At 56.5% G+C, this 23,471-nt stretch carries 15 protein-coding genes and 1 pseudogene; 7 read left to right on the top strand and 9 right to left on the bottom strand.

Annotation, left to right across the window (positions count from 1 at the left end):
- Nucleotides 1-175: 175 nt before the first annotated feature.
- Nucleotides 176-2,686, top strand: a complete 2,511-nt coding sequence (locus tag DV027_RS13560; protein WP_130732528.1) for a TonB-dependent siderophore receptor — start codon at nt 176-178, stop codon at nt 2,684-2,686.
- Nucleotides 2,687-3,871: 1,185 nt separating this feature from the next.
- Here DV027_RS13560 and DV027_RS13550 read toward each other — a convergent pair.
- From DV027_RS13550 to DV027_RS13520, 7 genes are all read right to left on the bottom strand, one after another.
- On the bottom strand, nt 3,872-4,984 hold the full coding sequence (locus tag DV027_RS13550; RefSeq protein ID WP_130732527.1) for a sulfate/molybdate ABC transporter ATP-binding protein: 1,113 nt from the start codon (nt 4,982-4,984) through the stop codon (nt 3,872-3,874).
- Nucleotides 4,981-5,784, bottom strand: coding sequence for a sulfate ABC transporter permease (locus DV027_RS13545; RefSeq protein WP_130732526.1), 804 nt, complete (start codon nt 5,782-5,784; stop codon nt 4,981-4,983). The genes DV027_RS13550 and DV027_RS13545 overlap by 4 nt, the downstream gene beginning before the upstream one ends.
- Nucleotides 5,785-5,797: 13 nt before the next feature.
- Nucleotides 5,798-6,664 carry a sulfate ABC transporter permease subunit CysT gene (gene cysT, locus DV027_RS13540; protein WP_130732525.1) on the bottom strand — a complete coding sequence of 289 codons (867 nt, stop codon included), beginning with the start codon at nt 6,662-6,664 and terminating at the stop codon, nt 5,798-5,800.
- On the bottom strand, nt 6,661-7,680 hold the full coding sequence (locus DV027_RS13535) for a sulfate ABC transporter substrate-binding protein (protein WP_130732524.1): 1,020 nt from the start codon (nt 7,678-7,680) through the stop codon (nt 6,661-6,663). Before DV027_RS13535 ends, cysT begins: the two co-directional genes overlap by 4 nt.
- Before the next feature lie 57 nt (nt 7,681-7,737).
- On the bottom strand, nt 7,738-8,745 hold the full coding sequence (locus DV027_RS13530; RefSeq protein ID WP_130732523.1) for an ABC transporter substrate-binding protein: 1,008 nt from the start codon (nt 8,743-8,745) through the stop codon (nt 7,738-7,740).
- Nucleotides 8,727-9,506, bottom strand: coding sequence for an ABC transporter permease (locus DV027_RS13525; protein ID WP_130732522.1), 780 nt, complete (start codon nt 9,504-9,506; stop codon nt 8,727-8,729). The genes DV027_RS13530 and DV027_RS13525 overlap by 19 nt, the downstream gene beginning before the upstream one ends.
- Before the next feature lie 83 nt (nt 9,507-9,589).
- Entirely contained in the window at nt 9,590-10,387 is a 798-nt protein-coding gene (locus DV027_RS13520; protein WP_130732521.1) for an ABC transporter ATP-binding protein, read from the bottom strand.
- 417 nt (nt 10,388-10,804) lie between these two features.
- On the opposite strand from DV027_RS13520, the gene DV027_RS13515 reads away from it, so the two are divergent.
- From DV027_RS13515 to DV027_RS13495, 5 genes are all read left to right on the top strand, one after another.
- Complete coding sequence (locus tag DV027_RS13515; RefSeq protein WP_130732520.1) at nt 10,805-11,722, top strand: TauD/TfdA dioxygenase family protein; 918 nt, start codon at nt 10,805-10,807, stop codon at nt 11,720-11,722.
- Nucleotides 11,723-12,020: 298 nt separating this feature from the next.
- Entirely contained in the window at nt 12,021-14,465 is a 2,445-nt protein-coding gene (locus DV027_RS13510) for a TonB-dependent receptor (protein WP_130732519.1), read from the top strand.
- 45 nt (nt 14,466-14,510) lie between these two features.
- Nucleotides 14,511-15,929 (top strand): arylsulfatase, encoded by a 1,419-nt coding sequence (locus DV027_RS13505; protein ID WP_130732518.1) that lies wholly within the window; start codon nt 14,511-14,513, stop codon nt 15,927-15,929.
- Nucleotides 15,930-15,942: 13 nt separating this feature from the next.
- Nucleotides 15,943-16,944: a formylglycine-generating enzyme family protein gene (locus tag DV027_RS13500; protein WP_130732517.1), complete on the top strand. Its 1,002-nt coding sequence runs from the start codon at nt 15,943-15,945 to the stop codon at nt 16,942-16,944.
- Between the two features lie 44 nt (nt 16,945-16,988).
- Nucleotides 16,989-18,974: a sulfatase family protein gene (locus tag DV027_RS13495; protein WP_130732516.1), complete on the top strand. Its 1,986-nt coding sequence runs from the start codon at nt 16,989-16,991 to the stop codon at nt 18,972-18,974.
- Between the two features lie 41 nt (nt 18,975-19,015).
- On the opposite strand, the gene DV027_RS13490 is transcribed toward DV027_RS13495, so the two are convergent.
- Nucleotides 19,016-20,374: an aryl-sulfate sulfotransferase gene (locus DV027_RS13490; RefSeq protein ID WP_130732515.1), complete on the bottom strand. Its 1,359-nt coding sequence runs from the start codon at nt 20,372-20,374 to the stop codon at nt 19,016-19,018.
- Between the two features lie 169 nt (nt 20,375-20,543).
- On the opposite strand from DV027_RS13490, the gene DV027_RS13485 reads away from it, so the two are divergent.
- Complete coding sequence (locus DV027_RS13485) at nt 20,544-21,974, top strand: sulfatase family protein (protein WP_130732540.1); 1,431 nt, start codon at nt 20,544-20,546, stop codon at nt 21,972-21,974.
- Between the two features lie 40 nt (nt 21,975-22,014).
- On the opposite strand, the pseudogene DV027_RS13480 reads toward DV027_RS13485, so the two are convergent.
- Nucleotides 22,015-22,363 (bottom strand): annotated as a pseudogene (locus DV027_RS13480) (IS3 family transposase); the annotation flags it as partial.
- Between the last annotated feature and the right edge of the window lie 1,108 nt (nt 22,364-23,471).

Here is a 23,471-nt window from a genome sequence, read left to right as displayed (position 1 = left end):
GTGCCCACACGGGCAATCAGACCACGCACAACTGCCAGCGCAGCGCTTTTTTTCAGCGGACCGCTAAAAAAAGTTTCACCCACACGTTAAAAATAAATCGTCTCAACGGACATGGATATACGCGAATGCAATTCGTTTGCATTTAACGCCAACCGTCCGCCCGTGAGACCCGACCATGCCGTGTGTTCTTCTGCCGTGCCGCCGCAATCGCATCCGGCTTTCCCGATCCAGCCTGCTTACGGGCACGTCCGCCCTGCTGTTCGTCATGTGGGCTGCTGCGGGCCATCATGCCGCGGCCGCACCGGTTGAGGGCGGCGTGGCCAGCGCGCCATCACCGGCACAGCCCTTCAGCATTCCCGCCCAGCCACTAGGCCGCGCCCTTGCCGCCCTTGGCGCGCAGACCGGCCTGCAGATCGCGTTCGACAGCGCCACGATAGCGGGCGCACGCTCAGGGGCGGTGAGCGGGCAGATGACAGCGGAACAGGCGCTTTCCGCCCTTCTGGCGGGCACGGGCATCAGTTACAGCAAAACCGGGGCGCATTCCGTCTCGCTCATCCGCGCGCCGTCCGCCATCACCCTTGATCCGGTGCGGGTGGAAGGGCAGGGGAACGGGAGCGGCAGAAAAGGCTGGAAAGAAGAGCAGATCGCCGTTTACGCCACATCAGGGCGGGCCGGGCTCGTGCCCAAGAATTCGAGTGCCGCCACCAAGACCGACACGCCCCTGATCGAAACCCCGGAATCCATATCCGTCGTGACCCGCGCGCAACTGGACCAGCAGAACGCCCGCACCATAGCCGAGGCCCTACGGTATAATGCGGGTGTGTCGGGCGATGTGGCATCAGGCTACACCACGCGGTTCGACATGGTTGAAATTCGCGGCTTTCAGGGGGCCGCGGGCGCGGATGAGTTTGTTGACAATTTGCGCCTGTTCAACGGTGCGTACTACGCCACCCAGCAGATCGACCCCTACCTGCTTGACCGGATCGACATCCTCAAGGGGCCGCCATCGGTCCTGTACGGGCAGTCTAATCCCGGGGGCGCCATCGTGCTGACCACGAAACAGCCAACGGCCACTCCCGTCCACTCCATCTCGGTCGAGGGCGGAACATACGGCTACGTGCGCGGCACCGCCGATTTTGGCGGGCGGATCGACCGTGATGGCAAATGGCTGTACCGCATCGCCGCGACTGCCACCACTTCGGGCACACAGGACGAGCATACCCGCAACGAACGCTTCGGCGTCCTGCCATCGCTGACATGGACCCCCAATGACCGCCTGACCATGACGCTGTCCGCCTTCTGGCAGCGTGACCCGCGTGGCGGCAATTTTGATACCGCACCGCTGGAAGGCACCATCCTGCCCAACCCGAATGGCAAGATTTCGGACCATTTCTACCCCGGCGACCCGAATTTCGAGACCTACAAGCGCACCCAGACGGCGGTGAACTACCGCCTGAGCTACCAGATTGCGCCCAACTGGACGTTCAAATCATTTGCCCGTTACGCCAATGTAGGGGCATTTTTCCAGCAGGTGTCCTCGGGCGGGATGCTCGATGATGACAACCGCACGCTGGAGCGCGCCGCCTACGGGTCGGAAGAGCATTTCGACACGATCACGGTGGAAGAGCAGATCCTTGGCCATTTCCGCACCGGGCCGGTCAGACACAACGTGATCATTGGCGGCAACTGGCAGAACATCCGTGATTCCGCCAACCTGTATTATGGCGATGCCCCATCCCTGGATGTCTTTTCCCCCACATACGGGCAGAGCATCGGCAAGCTGGACCTGTATGAAGCCCAGAGCATCACCACCAACCAGGAAGGCATCTATGGCGAGGACCAGATGACATGGGGCCGCCTGCATGTGCAGGGCGGCGTGCGCCATGACTGGTCCACCATCGACACCCGCGACCAGACCGATAGCGGCGGCAGCTTCAACCAGTCCGATCAGGCCACGACGTGGCGCGGCGGCATCCTGTATGCGTTCCCCATCGGGCTTTCACCCTATTTCCATTACGCGGAATCTTTCCAGCCTGCGAACAACCTGTCCTTCAATGGCACGCCGTTCAAGCCCACCCGGGGGCGGCAGTTTGAAGTGGGGCTGAAATACCAGCCGCATGGCTTCAACGGGTTTTTCACGGCTGCACTGTATGATCTCAAGCAGAGCAACGTGCTGGTCACCGATCCGGTCCATATCGATTTCTATACCCAGACCGGCGGCATCCGCTCACGCGGGATTGAACTCGAAGCCCATGTGGACCTGACCCGCAACCTGAACATCATCGCGGCCTATACCTATCAGGACGTGGCCTATACGCGCGGCAGTGGCGACCTGACCGGCGAGCGCCCGATTGCGGTGCCCAAGCAGACGTTCTCGGTCTGGGGGCATTATGACCTGCGCAACGGCCCGCTGCGGGGGCTGGGGTTTGGCGCGGGCGTGCGCTACAACGGCAATACGCTGGTGGACAACACGCTGGAATATGTCACGCCGAGCTATGTGCTGGTGGATGCACAGGCACAGTATTCCCTTGATGCCGTGGCCCCACGGATGAAGGGCATGCTGTTTCAGGTCACGGCCCAGAACCTGCTCAACCAGCGGTACTATCCCAGTTGCGCCGGGGCCGATACCGGCTGCTATATCGGCGCAAACCGCAATGTGATTGGCAAGGTGACGTATAGCTGGTGATTATTGCAAATATTAAATGCCTACAATGCATTTAGCACATGATGGGACAGAAGAGACCTAATACAGACGGATCCACCCCAGCAGGAAATAACAATGGACTTGTAACGGTTTTGTGCCGGTCTGGAAGTGCTTATGCCACTCTTGCTTCAAAAGACCCAAACTAAGAATGGCATCGACGTGGATTATAGACCCCATGGAAGATGGCGGTGGTAGCCTGACGGCGGGTTGGTCAGTTCTGTTTCCAGAGCCATTCCGCCTTTGAAAGGGGACAGCGGGAATGGAACTGGATGTTGACCAGGAAATGACGGGATATCCGGGCATGTCGCGGGACGATGACGCCAGGAAAACCGGGGGACAGAACGGTGCATGGAGATTATCCACAGCGTCGTTTTCTGTTTTGCGGACTGTCCGAGCCTGCCAGGCAGAACCGCACGCATGGACATAGGGCTTGGAACTAAATCCTGTTCAGAGACCCGCTGTATCTGAATGCTCTCAGAAGCTTCTTAAAGGCATCCTAATCAGCTTCTGTTTCGTTTTTCCCGCTCCGGGAGTCATAGTCCAGTTCCGGCACTGCCAGCCGATGCACATGGCCTGTAGCAATGGTGGTAGATATCCTCATGGTCTCTCTGGAGACAGCATCCAGGGATGCTGGCGAAAGGCCATCACAACGCATTATCGTCATGGGACGATCCTGCTGGGTGACGTACGGGGATTTGCTGTTGATAGCGGCCGCGAGTTGAACGGCGGCGAGGAATATTGACTTCAGCTTGTCGTAGCATGTCGCGATGCCTGTGAACTGCTTCAGTCTGGCGAAGAATCGTTCAAGTATATTTCATCCTGATACTTTATAAATATCCGACAATAAGATCGCACGGGCGGGCTACGCATATCCATGAGTAATCCGGAACGGGAAATGGTCAGTAACGTCGGTTCAATACCACGACGCGCCAGACCTGATCAGGCGGAAATATCGCGAACATTTACAAATCTTCTCTTCATGCCATAAATTGACAGGATAATAATAAAAATGGCTATAGTTGTTCTTGTGACCCGAATTTCCATATGCTGTATCTCTTATTTCATATTGTGATTTTTTTCTAAATTACGTTGCTTTTACATGCCGTGTTTCTGAAAATATTATATAATCACTTGCAGTTTGAATTACCGACATCTTAATTAAATTATTTATGAATACAGGAACTGTACTTCATCGGAAATTACAGGACCAACCAAACCATAACCCGGAATGACCCATGCGTTGTCCCGCACGAAACGACCTGCGGATATATCAATGGCGCAGTGTGTTATGATGGACGCTGATACATCACCCGGGTCCGCAGGCATTTCAACCAGCATGCCGTCGAACGATGCCGATGTCACTTTATAGGAGGCAACCAGACCACGCCGCTGGTAAAATTGTGCGATGGCATTTCCTTGGTGGGGCAGCAGGCGGATATCGGCTGGACGGATCAGGATCTCGGCCCTGCCATTGGAAAGTGCCACGGGAACAGGAATGATATCAGACATGTCCGGCACGAAACGACCATTGGTGACCAGACCGGCAATACGGATGGTCTCGCCGCTGAAATCCATGACGAAGGGATCGGCCGGGTTGTCTTCCAGTTCCTGCGGGGTGCCTGACTGCACGACGCGCCCCCGGTTCATGATGACGACGGTATCGGCCAGTTCGGCAGCTTCCTGCCGGTCGTGCGTTACGAGAATGGTGGTCAGGCCCAGCCGTTCGTGCAGGTTGTGCAGCCAGCCGCGTATCTGCCTGCGCACCAGCGGGTCAAGCGCGCCAAAGGGTTCATCCAGCAGCAATACACGTGGCCCCGTGGCCAGTGCGCGGGCAAGGGCGACGCGTTGGCGCTGCCCCCCTGAAAGTTCATGCGGATAGCGTGCCCCCATTGCGGGCAGTTGCATGAGTTCAAGCAGTTCTTCCACCCGGCGGCGGATCGCAGCCCTGCCGGGGCGGCTGTGGCGGGGGCGGATGGCAAGGCCAAACCCGATATTGGCCGCCACCGTCATATGCGCAAACAGGGCATAATGCTGGAAGACGAAGCCGATGTTGCGCTCACGCGCGCCCAGCGTATCCACACGCCTGCCGTCAATCGACACCTGTCCACGCTGGTGTGGATCAAGTCCCGCAATGATACGCAGCAGGGAAGTCTTGCCCGCGCCCGACGGGCCGACAAGCGCGGTAAAGCTGCCATCCTTCACGCTCAATGACACATCATCCACAATCGCGCGGCCGCCCTGCGGGCTGTGGCGGGTGATATGGTCCAGATATACGCTCATATGCTTGGTTCCGTCCGGTCAAGGCGGCGTTCGATAAGGCTGCGGACCAGCACGACAATCATTGCCATCAGGGCCAGCAGGGTCGCCATGGTGAAGGCGGCTACCGTCTGGTAGCCATTGTACAGGGTCTCGATATGCAGCGGCATGGTTTCGGTCAGGCCGGGAATATGGCCCGATACGACCGAAACCGCACCGAATTCGCCCATGGCGCGCGCGGTTGCCAGCAGCATGCCCGAAACCAGCGCCAGTCGCGCACCAGGCAGCGTGACATGCCACAACACCTGCCACAGGCTGGCACCCAGCAGGACGGCCGCTTCCTCCGCCGCGCGACCGTTATGGGCCAGCATGGGCATAAGCGTGCGCGTAACATAGGGAAACGTGACAAACAGCGTGGCCAGCAGGATGCCGGGCGGTGCGAACATGACGGGATAGCCCCAGCGTTCCAGTGCGGCGCCCCACCATCCCTGTGTCCCGAATACGAGAAGCCAGATCAGGCCACCGACGACAGGGGAGACGCTCAGGGGCAGTTCAACCAGCACGACCAGCAGGTTCCGGCCGGGAAAACGGAAATGCGTCAACGTCCATGCCGCCATCACGCCAAAAACCGTGTTGATGCACACGGTCAGCACCGTGATGATGACCGTAAGCCGGATTGCGGACAGCGCATCGGGATCGGCCAGGCTTTCGATCGCCGCCCCCAGCCCATGTGACAGCGCCATGACCACCACCAGTAGCGGCGGCAGGACGATCATGACCGTAACCAGCAGGTAGATGACGAGCGCATATACGATACGTGACATCGTGATCCCTTCCTTACCCGACGCCACGGGACAGCCGGCGGCGGACAAGGCTTATGCCGGCAAGGGACAGCAGCGAGACCGCAACAAGCACGAACCCGATCAGGGTCGCGCCCGTCGTGTCATACTCCTGCAGGCGGATGACAACCAGCAGGGGTGCGATTTCGGTATGGAAGGGCTGGTTGCCCGCTATGAAGATAACCGAACCATATTCCCCGATGCCACGGGCAAAGGCCATGCCGAATGCCGTAACCAGCGCGGGATGGAGCGCAGGCAGCACGATACGCAGCAGAACCTGCGCACGGCTGGCCCCCAATATCGCGGCGGCTTCTTCCACATCGGCTGGCAGGTTGCGCAGAACCGGTGCGACGGTCCGCACGATAAAGGGCAGCCCGATAAACATGAGGGCGAGCACGATGCCGGTCCGGCTATAGGCAATGTGCACTCCCAGCCTGGCCAGCGGCGCGCCGAACCAGCCTGTCGGGCCATATAGCGTGGCCATGGTGATCCCTACCACGGCGGTGGGCAGGGCAAAGGGCAGTTCCACCAGCATGTCGATAATGCGCCGGCCGGGAATATCGCTACGCACAAGCGCCCAGGCAATCAGCACGCCAGGCACCAGGTCGAACAGGGCCGCAAGAACGGCGGAACCGAAGCTGACCCACAGGGCGGACAGTATCCGCCCATCATGTGCCGCATGGGCAAAGGCGAGCAGGCCACGATGCAGCCCCTCTTGCCACGGGCGCGATACCAGCGCCAGCAGCGGCAGGAGCACAAGCGTGCCAAGCCAGAACAGTGTCAGCCCCAGCCCCAGCCCGAAGCCGGGCAGGGGATCGCGCTGCCTGCGCGGCAGCCCCAGCCGGCGTGAAAGATATGCCGTCATTTCGTGTAAATACTGTCGAATATGCCGCCATCGGCAAAATGCTGTTTCTGCACCGTGCCCCACCCGCCAAGACTTGCGATATCAAAGGTATCGGTCGTGGCGAAGCGGTCATGGAAGGCCGCCAGAATGGTCGGGTTTACGGGCCGGAAATAGTGTTTCCCCCCGATCTTCTGCCCTTCCTCGCTGAACAGGTATTCCACATAGGCCTGAGCGATTTCCGCCGTGCCGTGGGCCTTCACGTTGCGGTCGACAACCGCGACAGGAGGCTCGGCCAGAATGGTCAGGGGAGGCACGACAATATCGAATTTGTCCGGCCCGATGTCGCGCGTGGCCAGAAGGGCCTCGTCCTCCCACGCCAGCAGTACATCTCCCAGCCCGCGCTGGACAAAGCTGTTGGTGGCGCCGCGCGCGCCGGTATCAAGCACCGGCACATGGGCAAACAGGGTTTTCAGGTAATCACGCGCCTTATCGGGTGTGCCGCCGGGCTGGCGCAGCGCCCATCCCCATGCGGCAAGATAGTTCCATCGGGCCCCGCCGGACGTTTTGGGGTTGGGCGTGATGACCTGCACATCATCACGGATCAGGTCTGGCCAGTCGTGAATGTTCTTCGGGTTACCCTTGCGCACCAGGAACACGATCGTGCTGGTAAACGGGGTGGAATTATGGGGCAGGCGCTTTTGCCAGTCCGGCGCGAGCAGGCCGTTCTGGGCCAGGATGTCGATATCATAGGCCAGGCCAAGGGTCACGATATCGGCGGGCGCGCCTTCCAGCACGGAGCGGGCCTGTGCGCCTGAGCCGCCATGGGAAGTACGGATCTGTACCGGTGCGCCTACATGCTGCCGCGCCCATGCGGCGGAAAAGCTGCGGTCAATGTCCTGATAGAGCTCCCGTGTCGGATCGTAGGATACATTCAGCAGGCCGGTGGCGGCCCATGCCCGTACCGGACGGAGCGCCATGGCCGCTCCGGCGCCAAGAGATGCCCTGAAAAGGCTACGGCGGGTGGTTGATCGTGTCATGACCAATTTTTCATACCTTATTACAAAAGGTGCCAGGCAGCATGATGGAGAAGAAAATCAGGTGTCGTAACAGTTGAAACTATTGTCATATATTTTATTTATATTTATTTCCTTCAATTCAGGGCTGCCATTTTTTACGTACCAGTCCTGAAATACAGTAAAGGAACGCTCCGTAAGCATTCCGCCCTGCGTAGGGATTCCGGGTGTTTTCCAGTAATCCAGTGGCGATGTGTTCTCACCACGGCCGCGTGTGCTGACGATTGCCTTGGCCCGGGCAATCACCTCCTGCCTCGGTGCGCTGCGTGCCCATTCAATCGCGCGGGCCGTGCCGGATATGAAATATCGCGCCGTGCGTGGGTACTTTTGCAGGAAAGTATCGCGCATGACATAGGTGGACATGATCTGGTCGCCATAGACATCATATTCCGAAAAAACCGACCTGACGCCACCCCGTGTCCGCAGCATGTCCCCCCATGGTGGCGCCGTGAATGCGGCATCGATCCGGCCCATGCGCAGCGCCCCTTCCATGGCGACCGGGGGGAGCGGCACCAGGGTTATCCCGGCATCATCCACATTGCCCAGTCCCGCCTTCTGCAGATAATGGTCGAGGCTGACCTCCAGTTCCGCTCCGACCACATTGACGCCAACACTCCGCCCGCGCAGGCCAGATGCGCTGGATATCGGGCTGCTTTGCAGCACAAACAGTTCGGCGGATTCCGCCTGCGTTGCGCCAGATGCAGCGATAACGGCGCGGGCCGGGGCACCGTATGCAATCATTTTCAGGACCGCCCCGTTAAAGGCCAGGCCAAAATCCACATCGCGGGTGATCACTGCCTGTATGTCCTGCGGGCCACTTATGGTGTTGCCTACCCATTCGAGCCTGACCGGCCCCATGTAGCCAAGATCCTGCGCCAGTTCGGGAAAGGAGACACGCCCCGGCCACCCCTGATAGCGTAGCGGCGTGCGCAGGGCTTCATCCGCCCTGGCATGCACGGACGGCACCAGCAGCCCCGCAGTCGCGCCGCCCAGAAAAAGACGACGACCGATCACTTCACGTTTCTCCATTGTACAATCCGCAACCGGACGCCCGCCCAGAACAGCAGTCCGTTCGACAGGAGGCCCAATCCGGAAAGCGCCAGAATCCCGGCATACATTTCAGGAATCTGGAAATTGGCCTGTGCTACATTGAGGTAATATCCCAACCCGGCACGCGCACCGACCATTTCCGCCGCAATGAGCACGAGAAATGTTGCGGCCAGCGCAAGACGCACCCCGGTAAAGATGGTGGGCAACGTTGCTGGCAGTGTGATGCGCAGCAGCAGGTTGGCAGGCGACAGGCCCATTGCGCGTCCGGCCTTGATAATGACGGGATCAACCCCCCGGACACCAGATATGGTGTTAAGCAGTATGGGCCAGAACGCGGCATAAACCACCATGGTTACCTTGGAGACCTCACCAATACCGAGCACAAGCGTAATGACCGGAAGCAGCGCCAGTGGGGCTGTATTGCGAAATGCCTCCAGCAGGGGGGAAAGCATGTCGGACACGGTACGGCTGGCGCTGATCAGCATGCCCAGCGGCACGGCAATAACAGTTGCAAGACATAGACCCGTAACCGCGCGCATGATGCTGGCACAGGCGTTACGTGGCAGGACACCCGTTACGGTAAGATGCCACCCGGCCTGCGCAACCCGCGAAAAGGGCGGAAAGAAAACCGGGTTTACGATACCCAGCCGAGGCAGCATTTCCCATGTCAGCACAAACAGTGCCGGGGCCAGCGTGTACTTGAGCAGTTGCGCCGTTATCTGCACTGACCTTCGCGCCATTGCGCCAGCATCACGGGCCTGCGCCTGCACGGACCTGGAAGAAGCAGTAAATGTCTGGGCCGGGGAAGACATGGAACACGTCCTTAATGATAGGTACCGGGCGGTAAGGCATCAGGCTTGAGTTTCCGCCAGATCTGGTGGCGCAGGGCGCTGAATTCAGGCAGGCGACGCACATTCGTCTCCATGCGGCGGGCCGAGAAAGGGACATCAATGATTTCGGCAATGTGGCCGGGATTACGGGTCATGATGGCAACCCGTTGGCCCAGATACAGTGCCTCATCAATATCGTGCGTTATGAATACGATGGTCTGCCGGGACTGGTGCCACAGACGCAGAAGTTCATCCTGCAGGCCCTCGCGTGTCTGGGCATCCAGCGCGCCAAAGGGCTCGTCCATCAGCAGCACCCGCGGCTCGACAGAAAGGCTGCGGGCAATCGCGACGCGCTGTTTCATGCCGCCTGAAAGCTGGTCAGGCCGACGATGCGCGAAATCAGACAGGCCAACCAGCCGCAGATAGGCCAGCGCCCGCTCACGGCGCCTGTTCCGTGGCACCCCTGCTGCTTCCAGAGCGAATTCCACGTTCTGCAGGGCCGAAAGCCACGGCATGAGGGCATATTGCTGGAATACGACGCTGCGGCTGGCGGCGGGGCCCTTTATGGGTTCGCCATCGATGAGAATCGTTCCGTCAGTCGGAAAATCAAGCCCCGCCATCAGATCAAGCAGGGTCGATTTCCCGCATCCGCTGGGTCCGACAAGGCACATGAACTCACCAGCCCGAATGTTGAGGGAAACGTCATGCAGGACCGTGTAATCCCTTTCTCCCTTGCGGGCAGGGACGGCGGGAAAAATTTTGCAGACGGACTGAAAAACGATGTCGGACATGAGTGCATACTCCGAAAACCACTCTCTGAAATCGTTGTTAGTTTAATCAAACAGAAAGTGTCAATGAAATTTACATATCCCGATTCGTGGAAATTGTTATGCACCAAAATTCAAAGTGTTTAATGCCACTTAATCCGGTACAGACTCGTCAGAAAATGGCTGATGTCAGCCCGGAAGGAGTAGGGCTCGTAAATCAACTCCTGGAAATAACCATTATAAAACAGTTATTTATGACGAATTAAGTTAGGATGAAGCCCAACGGAGGACTTCACGCCTGCGTGCTTTTCCACGCAGGCCATTCCCGCTCCATAAATGACTCACAAATACGTGGTTAATTTATTATGACTCTTTATAGCGTAATTAATTGACCGGAATTTCATCGTATGCCAGGGTTAATCACCATAAGGAGTGAATGAAATGTCGAGAATCGGATTCGGTACCACTTCGGAAAATAGTGATTCGCAGAGCGCCCAGCTGAGCGTAACGCCTCTTGCCGGCCGGATTGGTGCCGTGATCGAGGGTGTCCGCCTGTCGGCGGACCTGCCTTCAGGGATCTTCAGTCATATCGAAGACCTGCTGTACAAGCACAAGGTGATTTTCTTCCGCGGGCAGCAGCACCTGGATGAAAACGGACAGGAAGCGCTGGGGCGCCGCTTCGGGGATCTTGTGCCGCACCCGACCGTACCTTCACTGAAGGGAACGAGTGGGATACTGGATCTGGACAGCGCGCGCGGGACCCGCGCGGCAAGCTGGCATACAGACGTTACTTTCGTGCCCGATTATCCGAAAATATCCATTCTGCGCGGGGTCGTCATACCGGTCGTTGGAGGGGATACGGTCTGGGCCAATACTGCCACCGCTTACAATGACCTGCCGCTTCCGCTGCGGAACCTGGCAGACCAGCTCTGGGCCATCCATACAAACAACCATGATTATGCCGCCCGCCGGAGCCATGTGCCGGACTCCGCGCGTGAGTACCATCGGGTCTTTACATCCACCGCTTACCGCACCTTGCACCCGGTGGTGCGCAGGCATCCGGTTACGGGCGAGGCCAATCTCGTGCTTGGTCATTTCTTCCAGAAATTCGATGGCCTGAATGCGCCTGACAGCCGCCATCTCTTCGAGATTTTCCAGTCACACATCACCAGTCTTGACAATACGGTCCGTTGGAAATGGTCTGAAGGGGATATTGCCATCTGGGATAACCAGGCAACGCAGCACCGGGCGGTTGACGACTACGGCAGCCAGCCCAGGATTGTCCGGCGTGTTACGGTCAGGGGCGATGTACCGGTCAGCCTGGACGGTCGTTCCAGCCGGGCCCTGCCAGCGGATTGACCGGGGCCCGGTTATTTTCAGCATGACTGCACCATGTGTGGATTTCTTCATGACGCAGGGCAGGGCATATCGGTGATTCTATTCCACAGAGACGCCAATATACCATGAAATATGGAATAATGGAAAAATGCGGATAATAAATTATCGCATCGGCATGCATGGATGCAGAAAAGAGCATAAAACTTTTATCTGTAGAAAATAAAAAACATGCTTATCGACTGATATATATGCTCTAAAAAGATGGATCGAGAGGCACTGAACTACGGTTTCCTTCTCCGGTTCCAGAGAAATCGAAAAAATGAAGAAATTTTATTTTGGCTCCGTGCTCATACTGGGGGTGGCGGGAATTGCTGATGGTGGAGCCTGCGCCCAGAGTTCTGACAGCCACCCTGTGGTCAGGCCAGGCCCCGGTCGTGCGCAGCCACGTAGCCAGAGCGGGAATGCAGAAGAGGGCGTGAATGCGGTGAAATCGGAACGTATCCACGTAACGGTTTCACCGACCACACGCGCTGCCCGATCCATCGACAAGGAAACACGCGCACTACAGAAGGTTCCGCAGGCCGCGTCACGCGTTGATGCAAAGGAACTGGCAGCCGAACACATTACAGCACTGCCGCAGGCGACCAGGCTGTTGCCGACCGTTCAGTTGAACATCAGTAATCCGCGTAATACAACCATCAATATCCGTGGCCTTGGCGCTGCTGGCACTGCGCCTACGGATGGCCTTGAGGGTGGGGTAGGCGTCTATGTGGATGGGGTCTATCGCCCGCGTCCCGGCACGGCGTTATCGGATATTGCGGATCTGGATGGCATTACCGTCATGCGGGGACCAACCGGCACTGAAAGCGGCATCAGCACGACTGCAGGTTCCATTAACCTTACAACAGCGGCACCGACGTTCAAACGGCAGATATACGGCGAGGCTGGCGTCGGGAATTACAATTACGCCCGCTGGCGTATTGGGTTCAATACGCCACTTATCAAGGATAAGCTGGCCCTGCGTGTCAGCGGAACCGGGTTGAGCAATAGCGGCTGGGTCACAAACCGTGATGGCGGCGGGAACCTGAACGGGTCAACCAACCGATCGGTTCGGGCCCAACTGCTATATACCCCCACGGAGAACCTGTCGGTCCGTTTCATTGCCGATTATGCGCATATGCGTGAGAACTGCTGCGCTGCCGGTCTGTACAGGGTGCTTACGACAAAAAATAATGGGGCGCCTATAGCAAACAACCTGTATGCGCGCGCGGCCCAGGTGGGCATTACCCCCATGGCTCCCTCCAATGCGCCGTATAGCGTGAACCAGGACAGTCTCAGTGATGCCGATCAGGAAGATATGGGCCTGTCTGCCCAGATTGACTGGCGACTCCGTGGCGTCAGGCTGACGTCCATCACGGCCTATCGTGCGTGGAACTGGTGGCCCCACAATGATGGTGACCAGACACAGGCTGACGTGATCCGCAATACCAACCAGAAGGTCAACGAACGGCAGTTCACCCAGGAATTGCGGGCCAGTGGCAAATGGAGAAACATAGCGGACTGGACAGTCGGCGGTTTTTACATGTGGCAGGAAGATAATGTGCCGGGCCAGACCCTGTACGGATCCCAGGCGGCCGAATGGTACGGCCTGGGCAATAGCGCGGCTGTAAATAATGCGCTGACAGGATACGCCACCAGTTCGTATGGCCAGATTACAACAAATTCTTATGCGCTATTTGCAAATTCAACCTGGCACCCGACATCCAGGCTCGATGTCATTACGGGCGTGCGCTATACATATGAGACAAAACTAGGGAACTATTCGTTAACGCAGGTCGCCCCTTCGGACCTTGATTCCTCCTTGCTGCCCGCAGCGACGCGGGCTGCATTATATAATACGCTGGGGGTAGCCCGTGCGTACAGCGCCCATCATGATAACGGGTTTGTCACGGGGCAGTTTGTCCTGAATTATCATCTGAATGACCATATGATGGTTTATGGACGGTATTCACGTGGGGCCAAATCAGGGGGACTGAATCTCGCCAACCTGCCTACGGGCGCGACACCCAATGTTGGCAAGGAAACCGAGGACGCGTTTGAGGTTGGCAGCAAGGTTAACCTGCTCTCCAACCGCCTTCTGATAAGCGGCGCCCTTTACCAGATGAATGATCATAACTATCAGGTCACGCAGGTAGGGTATTATCAGGGTAGTCTGATTTCCTATCTGGGCAACGCGAAGGCCGTTCGCGTTCGCGGCGCTGAACTGGATGTGCATTACAACCCGATAGCAAACCTGGCGACCAATATATCGGTCGCATACAATGATGCTGAATTTACTTCGTTCAATAATGCTGGCGGGCCGCCTGAAGTCAATTATTCCGGACAGTACAGCCTGACCGGCTCCCGTGTGCCATTTGACCCACGATGGGCTATCTCCGCATCTGTTCAGTATTATCACAACCTCGGGTTTATCGGCCTGAAGCAGTGGGATGGTATAGCAGGCGGAAGCTATACCTACAGTACCGACATCAATACCACGGCAACCAATTCATCATACGGGTGGGTACCTGGCTATGGAACGCTAAACCTGAATTTTGGCATCCGCCCGCATAATATGCCGTGGGAACTGGATGCATTCATCAACAATGCAACAGATGTCCGCCATATCACCCAGATTATACAGAGTAGCGTATCGACAGGTGCCTATTATGCCTATGTTACCCAGCCCATCAATTTCGGGTTTATCGTAAAAGCCCATTATTAAAGTCATTATAAAATAAAAATATATTCCATATATGTGGGACCAATCATGAAAACAGATTTCAGTATTGGCAGACGCGCCCTGCTGGGTGCTACTGCGGCAGGAATGGTGACATCATTCCTGCGCAAAGGGGCATATGCACACGAAGACCGTATCCCAACGCTGGCCCGCCCCAATATCATCTATATCATTGCCGATGACTTGGGCGTTCATGATCTGGGATGTTACGGACAGACAAAAATCCATACACCCAACATTGATGCACTGGCAGCATCCGGCATGCGCTTTGACGCAGCCTACGGGGGGGCGCCCGTCTGTTCTCCCTCACGCTGCGCACTCATGACCGGAAAGGACATGGGGCATGCAACCATACGGGACAATTTTGCGCTGCAGGGCGGCCGGGTTGGATGGCGGGGCCACGAACAGGTGCGCCGCATGGGACTGCGACCGCATGAAAAGACAGTTGCGTCATACCTGCGGCAAGGTGGTTACGCCACGGCGCTGGTAGGGAAGTGGCATCTGGATGGATATGATCGTGAAGCGGTTCCGACCAGTCATGGTTTTGATGAATTCCATGGCTGGCTGACCCAGACTGAAGCAACACAGGGATATTTCCCGACACGTTGGTATGACGGCACGACACTGCATGCCATAGCGGATAATGAAAATGGCCATCAGGCGGTCTATGAGACAGATATCTGCACCGCGCAGGCGTGTGAGTATATCCGACATTCGCGTGACAGGCCCTTTTTCCTGACAGTTGCCTACAATGCGCCTCACAGCCCGCATGTCACGCCCACTCAGGCGCGTTATGCCGGTATGCCGTGGGGCGAATATGAAAAAAATTACGCGGCAATGATCGGCTTTCTGGATGACGGGGTAGGGAATATCCTGGAAACCCTTACAGCGACCGGACTGCGTGATGATACCATTATCTTTTTTTCCTCCGATCATGGTCCGCGCTCCGAACCGACGGCAGAACAGACGGAAGTTGCCGAATTCTTCAATTCCCACGGCAACCTGCGTGGCTACAAGCGGGATCTGTATGAAGGTGGCCTGCGTGTGCCCCTGCTTGTGTCATGGCCCGGCCATATCCCGGCAGGCAGCATAAGTTCTGTTCCTGCCTATCATCCGGATTTCCTGCCGACCGCGCTTACCCTTTCCGGGAACGCTGGTCCCTCCCTGCACGATGTGAACGGAATTGACCTGACACCGGCCCTGTTGCACCAGAACCCCATGCCCGAGCGTTTCCTTTACTGGGAGACTTATGAGCCCTCCTTCTGGCAGGCGGCCCGCAAGGGAAGATGGAAAGCGGTCCGACCGGTGAAAACCAGCAACATCGCGCTGTATGACCTTGAGACCGATCCATCGGAAAGCCAGGATATCGCGCACCACCATCCCGACATTGTATCCGGGTTTCAACAGTATTTTATGACAGGTCGGGTTTCTTCGCCTGAATATATATAGGCGGGGCCTATCAATGCAGGATAACCACATAAAGAAATCATGCTGCGTGCCCGCCATGGCGCGGGACAGCGCCGGGGAGGCCGCCGCGCAGGCTGGCACTACCGGACTGGCGACAGGAACAGGTGCTGCCGGGGGGCATGAGATCGTACGGCTCCCTCCGGGACATTACCGTATCGGCAGCGAAAGCCCCGAAGCCCATCGTGCTGATGCCGAGGGACCTGTCAGGCATGTAACGCTGGATGCTTTCTCCATCATGACGACTACCGTCACCAATCGGGAGTTTGCCCGCTTTGTGTCCGCAACGAGATATGTCACGGATGCGGAGCGGTATGGCTGGTCATTTGTGTTCTCTCTTTTCGTACCGGCCCGGGCGCGACGCCTTATCCGGTCCGGCCAGGTGCCGGGGGTGCCATGGTGGGTACCGTTGAAAACGGCATGCTGGCGGCACCCTGAGGGCCGGGGATCACATGTGGCCGCGCGGCCGGACCATCCCGTCGTGCATGTTTCGTGGCATGATGCGTGCGCCTATGCCGCCTGGGCGGGCGGACGCCTGCCAAGGGAGGCGGAGTGGGAAGCAGCCGCACGGGGCGGCCATGATGATGACCGGCTTTACCCATGGGGAAATGAACTGACGCCGCAGGGACAGCATCTATGCAATATCTGGCAGGGTGTCTTTCCTGATATCGACCTGGGCGAAGATGGCTTTCGGGGAACCGCGCCGGTTAAAAGTTTTCCGCCTAATACGCTCGGCCTGTACGAAGTCGTGGGAAACGTATGGGAATGGTGCACGGATACATGGTCAACCGATCCGGCGCGTCCTGACCTGCCGCCCGTAAAAAGCAGCCCGGGCCGCCCTGCCGGTCAGGCGGACACCACCACGGAACATGTGATCCGTGGCGGCTCGTTCCTGTGTCATGCCAGTTACTGTAACCGCTACCGCCTGTCTGCCCGCACGCGTACGACAGCGGACAGCAGCACATCGCATATCGGTTTTCGCTGCGTATTCGACCGATAGGGCGCCCATTCAGGCCCCATCCATAAAAAGAGAAAAAAATCGTCATGAAAAGCATAAGACGACGGCATGTCCTTGCCGCGGCATCGGGTGCGGGCACAGCCCTCCTTACCACGAAAAAGGGATACGCGACGCCCGCAAGAAAGCCGAATATCATATGGATCGTATGTCACGACATTCATGCGCCCCTTATCGGCTGCTATGGCAATCCGCTGGCACGCACCCCCACTATTGATGCACTTGCACATGACGGCATTCGTTTTGACAACGTCCATGCCACGACGCCTGTCTGCGCGCCATCACGGTTCTCGTTAATAACGGGCATTCATCCGCAAAGCTGGGGGCCGGCAGAAAACATGCGGGCCGTAGCAAAGGTGGCAGGACACATCCAAAGCCTGCCGGAACATATGCAGCAGGCAGGATATTACTGCACCAATAATGTCTTTACCGATTATAACTGTGACCTTGACCCTCAGGCCATATGGGATGACTGCTCGATTACGGCGCACTGGCGCAACAGGCCGAAGGGCAGGCCGTTTTTTTCGGTCTATAATTACCTGATCACGCATGAATCCCACCTGTTCGAGACAACACCCACCATAACGGACCCACACAGCGTTACGGTGCCACCATACCTGCCCGATACACCGGATGTGCGTGATGCGATTGCCCGGAATATTGATATGGTAAACCGGCAGGACAAGGCGGTTGCCCATATCCTTGACGAGTTGCGGCAGGATGGGCTGACCGAGGATACAGTCATTTTCTTTCTGGCGGATCACGGGGGCGTACTGCCACGCACCAAACGCTATTGCTACGATGGGGGCCTGCATGTCCCGTTCATCGCCTATTTTCCACGTAAATACAGGCATCTGGCGCACCGGCCAGCAGGCAGGCCCTGCGCGGACCTCATCAGTCTGCTTGATCTGGCGCCATCCACCCTTTCACTGGCCGGCGCACCTGTTCCACCAGTCATGCAGGGCCGTGCGTTTGTCGGACACAAGATCGCGCCAGCACGACAGTACGTATTCAGCGGACGCAACCGCATGGATGAACGGCAGGATCTGATGCGTTCCATCCGCACCAGCCAGTACCGCTATATCCGCAACTACATGCCGCACCGCATATATGGGCAGCATAATAACTACGAATGGGGAGGCAGGGGCTATCAATCATGGGAAGAAGAATGGCGCGCAGGTCGACTGAACACCCTGCAGGCCGCCTTCTGGCGGGAAAAACCGGCAGAAGAACTATATGATATCAGGGCTGATCCCCACCAGATCCATAATCTTGCAGCTCATCGTGACCAGCAGGCGGTGCTGGTCACGTTGCGCGGGCTGCTGGATCAGGAAATGATCGCCCTTAATGACAATGCTTTCCTCATCGAAGGGCTGGGCATGGAAGGATACGCGCAAAGTCGCGCGGTCGGCGCCTATCCATTATCCGACCTGCTGGAACTGAGCGCCCGGGTCATTGCGCGTGACCCCGCCAGTGTTCCACTGTTTGTAAAGCGGATGCAGGATAGCAACCCTGTAATCCGCTACTGGGCCGCAACGGGCCTGCTTGTGCTGAGTCCGCAACTGGATGCCGCAACGGTAGCAGAAGTGGAGGCCGCATTCCGGACCGAACCCCTGCCGGTCATCAAGGCCGTGCATGCCGAGATTCTGCTCGATGGAAAACGCTCCGCCTATGCCACGCCCTGGCTTGCACGCAGCATTGCCAGCCCGGATGATCCGGTCGCAGGCCTCGCCGCCCTTACAACCGCGACCTATGGTCGGCAGACGGGATCGGCCAGCCTGCGCGCTGCCGTCCGCACCGTCCTGACCGAAAAGCACGTTCCCCATAGCGTGGATGAAGTACTGAACCTGTTCGCCGCGCATGCCGCGGCAACCTATCTAGCATCCGTGCAGGCCGGAACGTACGACCCGCGCCGGACCGAGCCGGTCAATCTGTCTCCTGCCGCCCTGAAAGGACCGGTCGGGCAGCTGCTGTTAAAGGCCATGGGCGGCAGGATAGGCGATCCGCAGATATGATGGGCGGAAGGGACTGCCCGGCAGTCCCTTCCGCCTCCGGATTATTTCTGCGCTGCGGGTCGGACGGGGGTTTGCGTATGTGGCGTTCCCGCCGGTGCCCAGTCATACGGTACGGGCTGGATACGGTACACCCAGTTTGACCGGGTCGGCCGCGTACCACCCTGGGACGGTGTATTTCCAGAAAAAGGCGAGACATATTCCCACACGATGTCCCCCGCTGGTGTCACCTGGAAGAACCGGCCATTCATGCCTTCGTCAATCAGCGTATTGCCATTGGGCAGGCGGTCCACCGAACTGATGAAGCTGCTGAAGAATGACCATGGCGGATTGCCGCTATCCTCGCCGGTATATTGCCACACCACCTGTGCCGTAACGGGATTGATTTCCAGTATCCGTGATCCCCCGGTCGTCTGCAAGGGGCGGGGCGGGTAGCCTGCTTCTCCCTGATTGTCGAATACAAGCAGGTTGCCCGCGCCCGGCAGGCCATCGGCAATCAGATGTGCGTCGTGCTGGCCGACAAACTGGTCCACGGGATAGGGAACGGAAGGTTTCCTGAAGTTACGCTGGGGCAGGTCCGGGCCAAGCCGCCATACGATCCGTCCACTCTTGCGGTCGATGATGGCTATGAAATTGGCCTGACGGGAGTCGATGATGATGTTGTCTGGCGCAAAGCGCGTGTCGCCTTCACGGAACCAGTGGTTATCGCCTACCAACTGCATATTGTTGATATGGAGATAATCTGGCGAGGGAGCATGCAGGACAAGTTTCAACTGTTCGGGCGTAAAGCCGAATTCCGTCAGATGGTCGCCTGCCTTCCATGTCCAGCGGATTTTTCCGTCCGCCGCCACATCATAAATAACATCCTCCAGCACGGGTGAGGGCGCACCGGCAAGATGGCGGTCCTGATTGGCAAGCAGTAGCGAACCACCATCGTGCAGCCTGACCCAGTCATGATGCTGACGGGCATTCCCCCCGGGGGCCTCGATTCCCCATTCCCATACCGTCTTGCCCTGCCAGTTGACATACCCGAACGTACGATCGCGAAAACCGGCAACCGCGCCCGGGATCTTGTGCGTGCCATCTCCCGCAATTTCCGTTAACTGAACTCCGACCAGGCCTTTTTCACCGCCCGACAGGGCAGGATCGATAAAGCGGGAGGGAAATCCCGCCTGATGCCATGCATGGACTTCATGACCATCCATGTCGATCAGGTGCGTATGGTTGTCCGCACCCGAAAAAAGAATGAAACTGTTATAGGTTCTGTCCGGCGCATATTGCGTCACCCCCGTGGGGAATACGCTGGGGGTTGCGTGGGCGCGGGTCATCATGGCCGGAACGCTCGCACAAACAAGCAGCAGACTGCCACCCAGCAGGGAAAGCAGGGGTTGGATTGGGAACATTGTATATCCCTTGCGCTGATATTTACACTATTTTGTATCGTTGATTTTTGGCAAGCATACACGCTGAATATGCTGTGATTATATGATTATGCAATTTACGTTTGTTGAATAGTGGTTTATGTGATGAAACATCGTTATATAGACAAATAGTGATTGTGGAATCAGTTTGATGGTTTATTTTACATATAGTCGTCGTGGATTTATGGCTGGCGTCGCCGGATTGGGTATGGGAACCGCATTGGGGGTATCGTCCAACGCGCAGGCTACGCAGGCCGACATACATCGCCAGCCCAATATCATTTTCATCCTGGCTGATGACCTTGGTTATGCTGATGTCAGTTGCTTCGGCAATCCTGGCTTCACAACCCCGTCCATCGACCGGATCGCCAGTGAAGGGATCCGTATTACGCGGGCCTATGCCAATTCAGCGGTCTGCTCGGCTACGCGCACGGCTTTGATTACAGGTCGCTATCAGGACAGGATCGCCTGCGGGCTGGAAGAGCCGATTGCTTCGGCTGGCAAGACACATGGGCTTCCCCCCGGGCTGCCAACACTGCCTGAACAGTTGCGCAGGGCAGGCTACCGGACCGCCCTGGTGGGCAAATGGCATCTGGGCAGTCCTCCTGCCTTCGGGCCATTAAAGAGTGGATATGACCACTTTTATGGCATAGCGGGCGGCGCTGCGGATTACTTCACACATCAGGGCCACCCCGGAGAGGACCAGTTCTATAAAGACAGCCAGCTGGTTCATGAACATGGCTATCTGACCCGGTTACTGGGAAATGAAGCCGTTTCCGTGGTTAATGAATATGGCAGGGGCCCAAAGCCGTTTTTCCTGAGCCTGCATTTCAATGCGCCACACTGGCCATGGGAAGGACCGGAGGACGAGGCGGAATCAAAACGGCTAAAGGGCCACATATTCGATTATGATGGCGGCACGCAGAAGACCTATGGCCGTATGGTACAGGCCATGGATGAACAGATCGGGCGCGTGCTGGCAGCGCTGGACCAGAACGGGCTGCATGAGAATACGATCGTCGTCTTTACCAGTGATAACGGGGGCGAACGCTTCTCCGCCACCTGGCCCTTTACCGGCATGAAAGGCGAACTGCTGGAAGGCGGCCTGCGGGTGCCCGCTGTACTACGCTGGCCAGGACAGGTTGCGTCGGGTTCCGAGACGGATCAGGCTATCATCACCATGGATTGGCTACCGACCTTTCTTGCAGCGGCAGGGGCTACCCCGGATGCTAGTTTTCCAACCGATGGCATGAACCTGCTGCCCCTGCTGCACGATACGACAGCCAGACAGGAGCGCACGCTGTCATGGCGTTACAAGATCCAAAGCCAGCGCGCCCAGTTGGAGGGCAACTACAAATACCTGAAAATAAATGAAAATGAATTCCTGTTCGATGTCGTCAATGACCCGCGTGAACGCGCCAACCTGAAGGATCGGCAGCCCCAACTGTTTGATAGATTGAAACGGGCGTGGGTAGCATGGAACGATCAGATGCTGCCTTTCCCGAAAGACAGTTATAGTTGGGGTGCAGACGGCGCGCATTTTGCTGACCATTACGGTGTGACTGCGGGTGAAAGAGACTGAAAGAGGACCTGTGACGGTTTTATGCTGGTCAGGAAATGGATTATGCCACTCTTGCTTCAAAAGCGAGGAGGCTGATACCGCCCAGATATGAATGACGTGGATTGTAGAAACCCTTGATATACAGAAAAGATGGCGGCAGTCGCCTGACGGCGGGGTGGCCAGCTCTGCCTCCAGAGCCATTCCGCCTTCAGGCTTTTGAAAAACGTTTCGACAGCAGTGTTGTCAAAACAGTTTCCTTTTCCGGATATTGAAGCCAGCAGTCCATGGGCCAGCAGCTTTTTCTGGAAATCATGAAAGCCATACTGGCTGCCACGACCGGAGTGGAAAATGCAGCCGGGCACCGGGTCACGCAGCCGCACCGTCATATCCAGGGCACGGATGGCCAGATCAGTCTGCTGCCCGGATGGCGGCTCACTTGGACGATAATCCACTATCCATTTACCCAGATTGGATTTTCCAATACCCAGATCGCCCGCAACGCGCGTGCGTGACAATCCGCAGCTCAACGCAATCCTCTGAAATCTTCCGTATGCTTCATGGTCGCGTCGGTCGCCTGATACGAGCTTAAAACGCTCAGATGACCAGCATAAAACCGTTATAAATCTATATGATTGTGGGCGTTCCCCCACAAATATCCCACACCTTTAGCATGATCAGGTTCTTCTAACAAAGACCAGTACAATACCGTGCGCCAACAGATCTTGACGGAAACTGTCTCTATCATATCCCCAATCAGCCAACATGGCCCTTGGGGCAAGATCGACGATCGCATAGTGTTTATTTCATATAAAAATTATATTAATAATATAAATTAAATATATAAATATTGCAATAATTCATTTAATGTATAATCGATGTATAGAAACAATTCGATACAGTTGTATTTAAATATTAAATTGACAAAATAATTTACTAAATGTAGAGAAACAAAATTGGGAGATAAAAATGAAGAAATTATTGAAAAATACCATTAATAAACATCCAGATCAATACAATTTGAAACACAATAGCAAAATGAATGATTGTACAATATTTACGGTTTGCATGATGGCGTTTTTTTCATGTACCGTTCTAAATTTATTCCAAATGCGAGATATAGATTACAGCATAGAGAATTTTTTAAATTTATTCGCCGATAGAAGTAAGTTCATTAATGCGATACTTATCTCCCTGACATACGATGGCATGACTGTTGCAATATTAATGGCTGCTATATTTTATGAATGGTTCAACGACAAACGATACAATGATAGAAAATCTATTCTAACCGGAACTATAATCTCTTTCTTTTCAGGTGTATTGAGCCGCCTTGTCCAGTTGACGATACCTTCTCATCTTAGGCCCCTACATGATCCGAACTTACATCTTGTAACCCCTTACTGGATAGATCCTAACTCATTTAATCATTGGGCTTCCTTCCCTAGGGCCTGTTAGGCCTTGATATATTCTGCTGTAGCCGCGATGAGGATGACGGAGAGGAAGGATGCCGCGGTTTTC

This window comes from Komagataeibacter xylinus, from assembly GCF_004302915.1.
GTDB classification, from domain to species: domain Bacteria; phylum Pseudomonadota; class Alphaproteobacteria; order Acetobacterales; family Acetobacteraceae; genus Komagataeibacter; species Komagataeibacter xylinus_C.
Note: the sequence above shows the minus strand (reverse complement) of the source record. Positions and strands in the feature narration are given on the sequence as shown.

Bases quoted from the DNA above. Each gene is read 5' to 3' on its own strand.
- DV027_RS13560 (WP_130732528.1), top strand. From the start codon at position 176: ATGCCGTGTGTTCTTCTGCCGTGCCGCCGCAATCGCATCCGGCTTTCC.
- DV027_RS13550 (WP_130732527.1), bottom strand. From the start codon at position 4,984: ATGAGCGTATATCTGGACCATATCACCCGCCACAGCCCGCAGGGCGGC.
- DV027_RS13545 (WP_130732526.1), bottom strand. From the start codon at position 5,784: ATGTCACGTATCGTATATGCGCTCGTCATCTACCTGCTGGTTACGGTC.
- cysT (WP_130732525.1), bottom strand. From the start codon at position 6,664: ATGACGGCATATCTTTCACGCCGGCTGGGGCTGCCGCGCAGGCAGCGC.
- DV027_RS13535 (WP_130732524.1), bottom strand. From the start codon at position 7,680: ATGACACGATCAACCACCCGCCGTAGCCTTTTCAGGGCATCTCTTGGC.
- DV027_RS13530 (WP_130732523.1), bottom strand. From the start codon at position 8,745: ATGGAGAAACGTGAAGTGATCGGTCGTCGTCTTTTTCTGGGCGGCGCG.
- DV027_RS13525 (WP_130732522.1), bottom strand. From the start codon at position 9,506: ATGGCGCGAAGGTCAGTGCAGATAACGGCGCAACTGCTCAAGTACACG.
- DV027_RS13520 (WP_130732521.1), bottom strand. From the start codon at position 10,387: ATGTCCGACATCGTTTTTCAGTCCGTCTGCAAAATTTTTCCCGCCGTC.
- DV027_RS13515 (WP_130732520.1), top strand. From the start codon at position 10,805: ATGTCGAGAATCGGATTCGGTACCACTTCGGAAAATAGTGATTCGCAG.
- DV027_RS13510 (WP_130732519.1), top strand. From the start codon at position 12,021: ATGAAGAAATTTTATTTTGGCTCCGTGCTCATACTGGGGGTGGCGGGA.
- DV027_RS13505 (WP_130732518.1), top strand. From the start codon at position 14,511: ATGAAAACAGATTTCAGTATTGGCAGACGCGCCCTGCTGGGTGCTACT.
- DV027_RS13500 (WP_130732517.1), top strand. From the start codon at position 15,943: ATGCAGGATAACCACATAAAGAAATCATGCTGCGTGCCCGCCATGGCG.
- DV027_RS13495 (WP_130732516.1), top strand. From the start codon at position 16,989: ATGAAAAGCATAAGACGACGGCATGTCCTTGCCGCGGCATCGGGTGCG.
- DV027_RS13490 (WP_130732515.1), bottom strand. From the start codon at position 20,374: ATGTTCCCAATCCAACCCCTGCTTTCCCTGCTGGGTGGCAGTCTGCTG.
- DV027_RS13485 (WP_130732540.1), top strand. From the start codon at position 20,544: ATGGTTTATTTTACATATAGTCGTCGTGGATTTATGGCTGGCGTCGCC.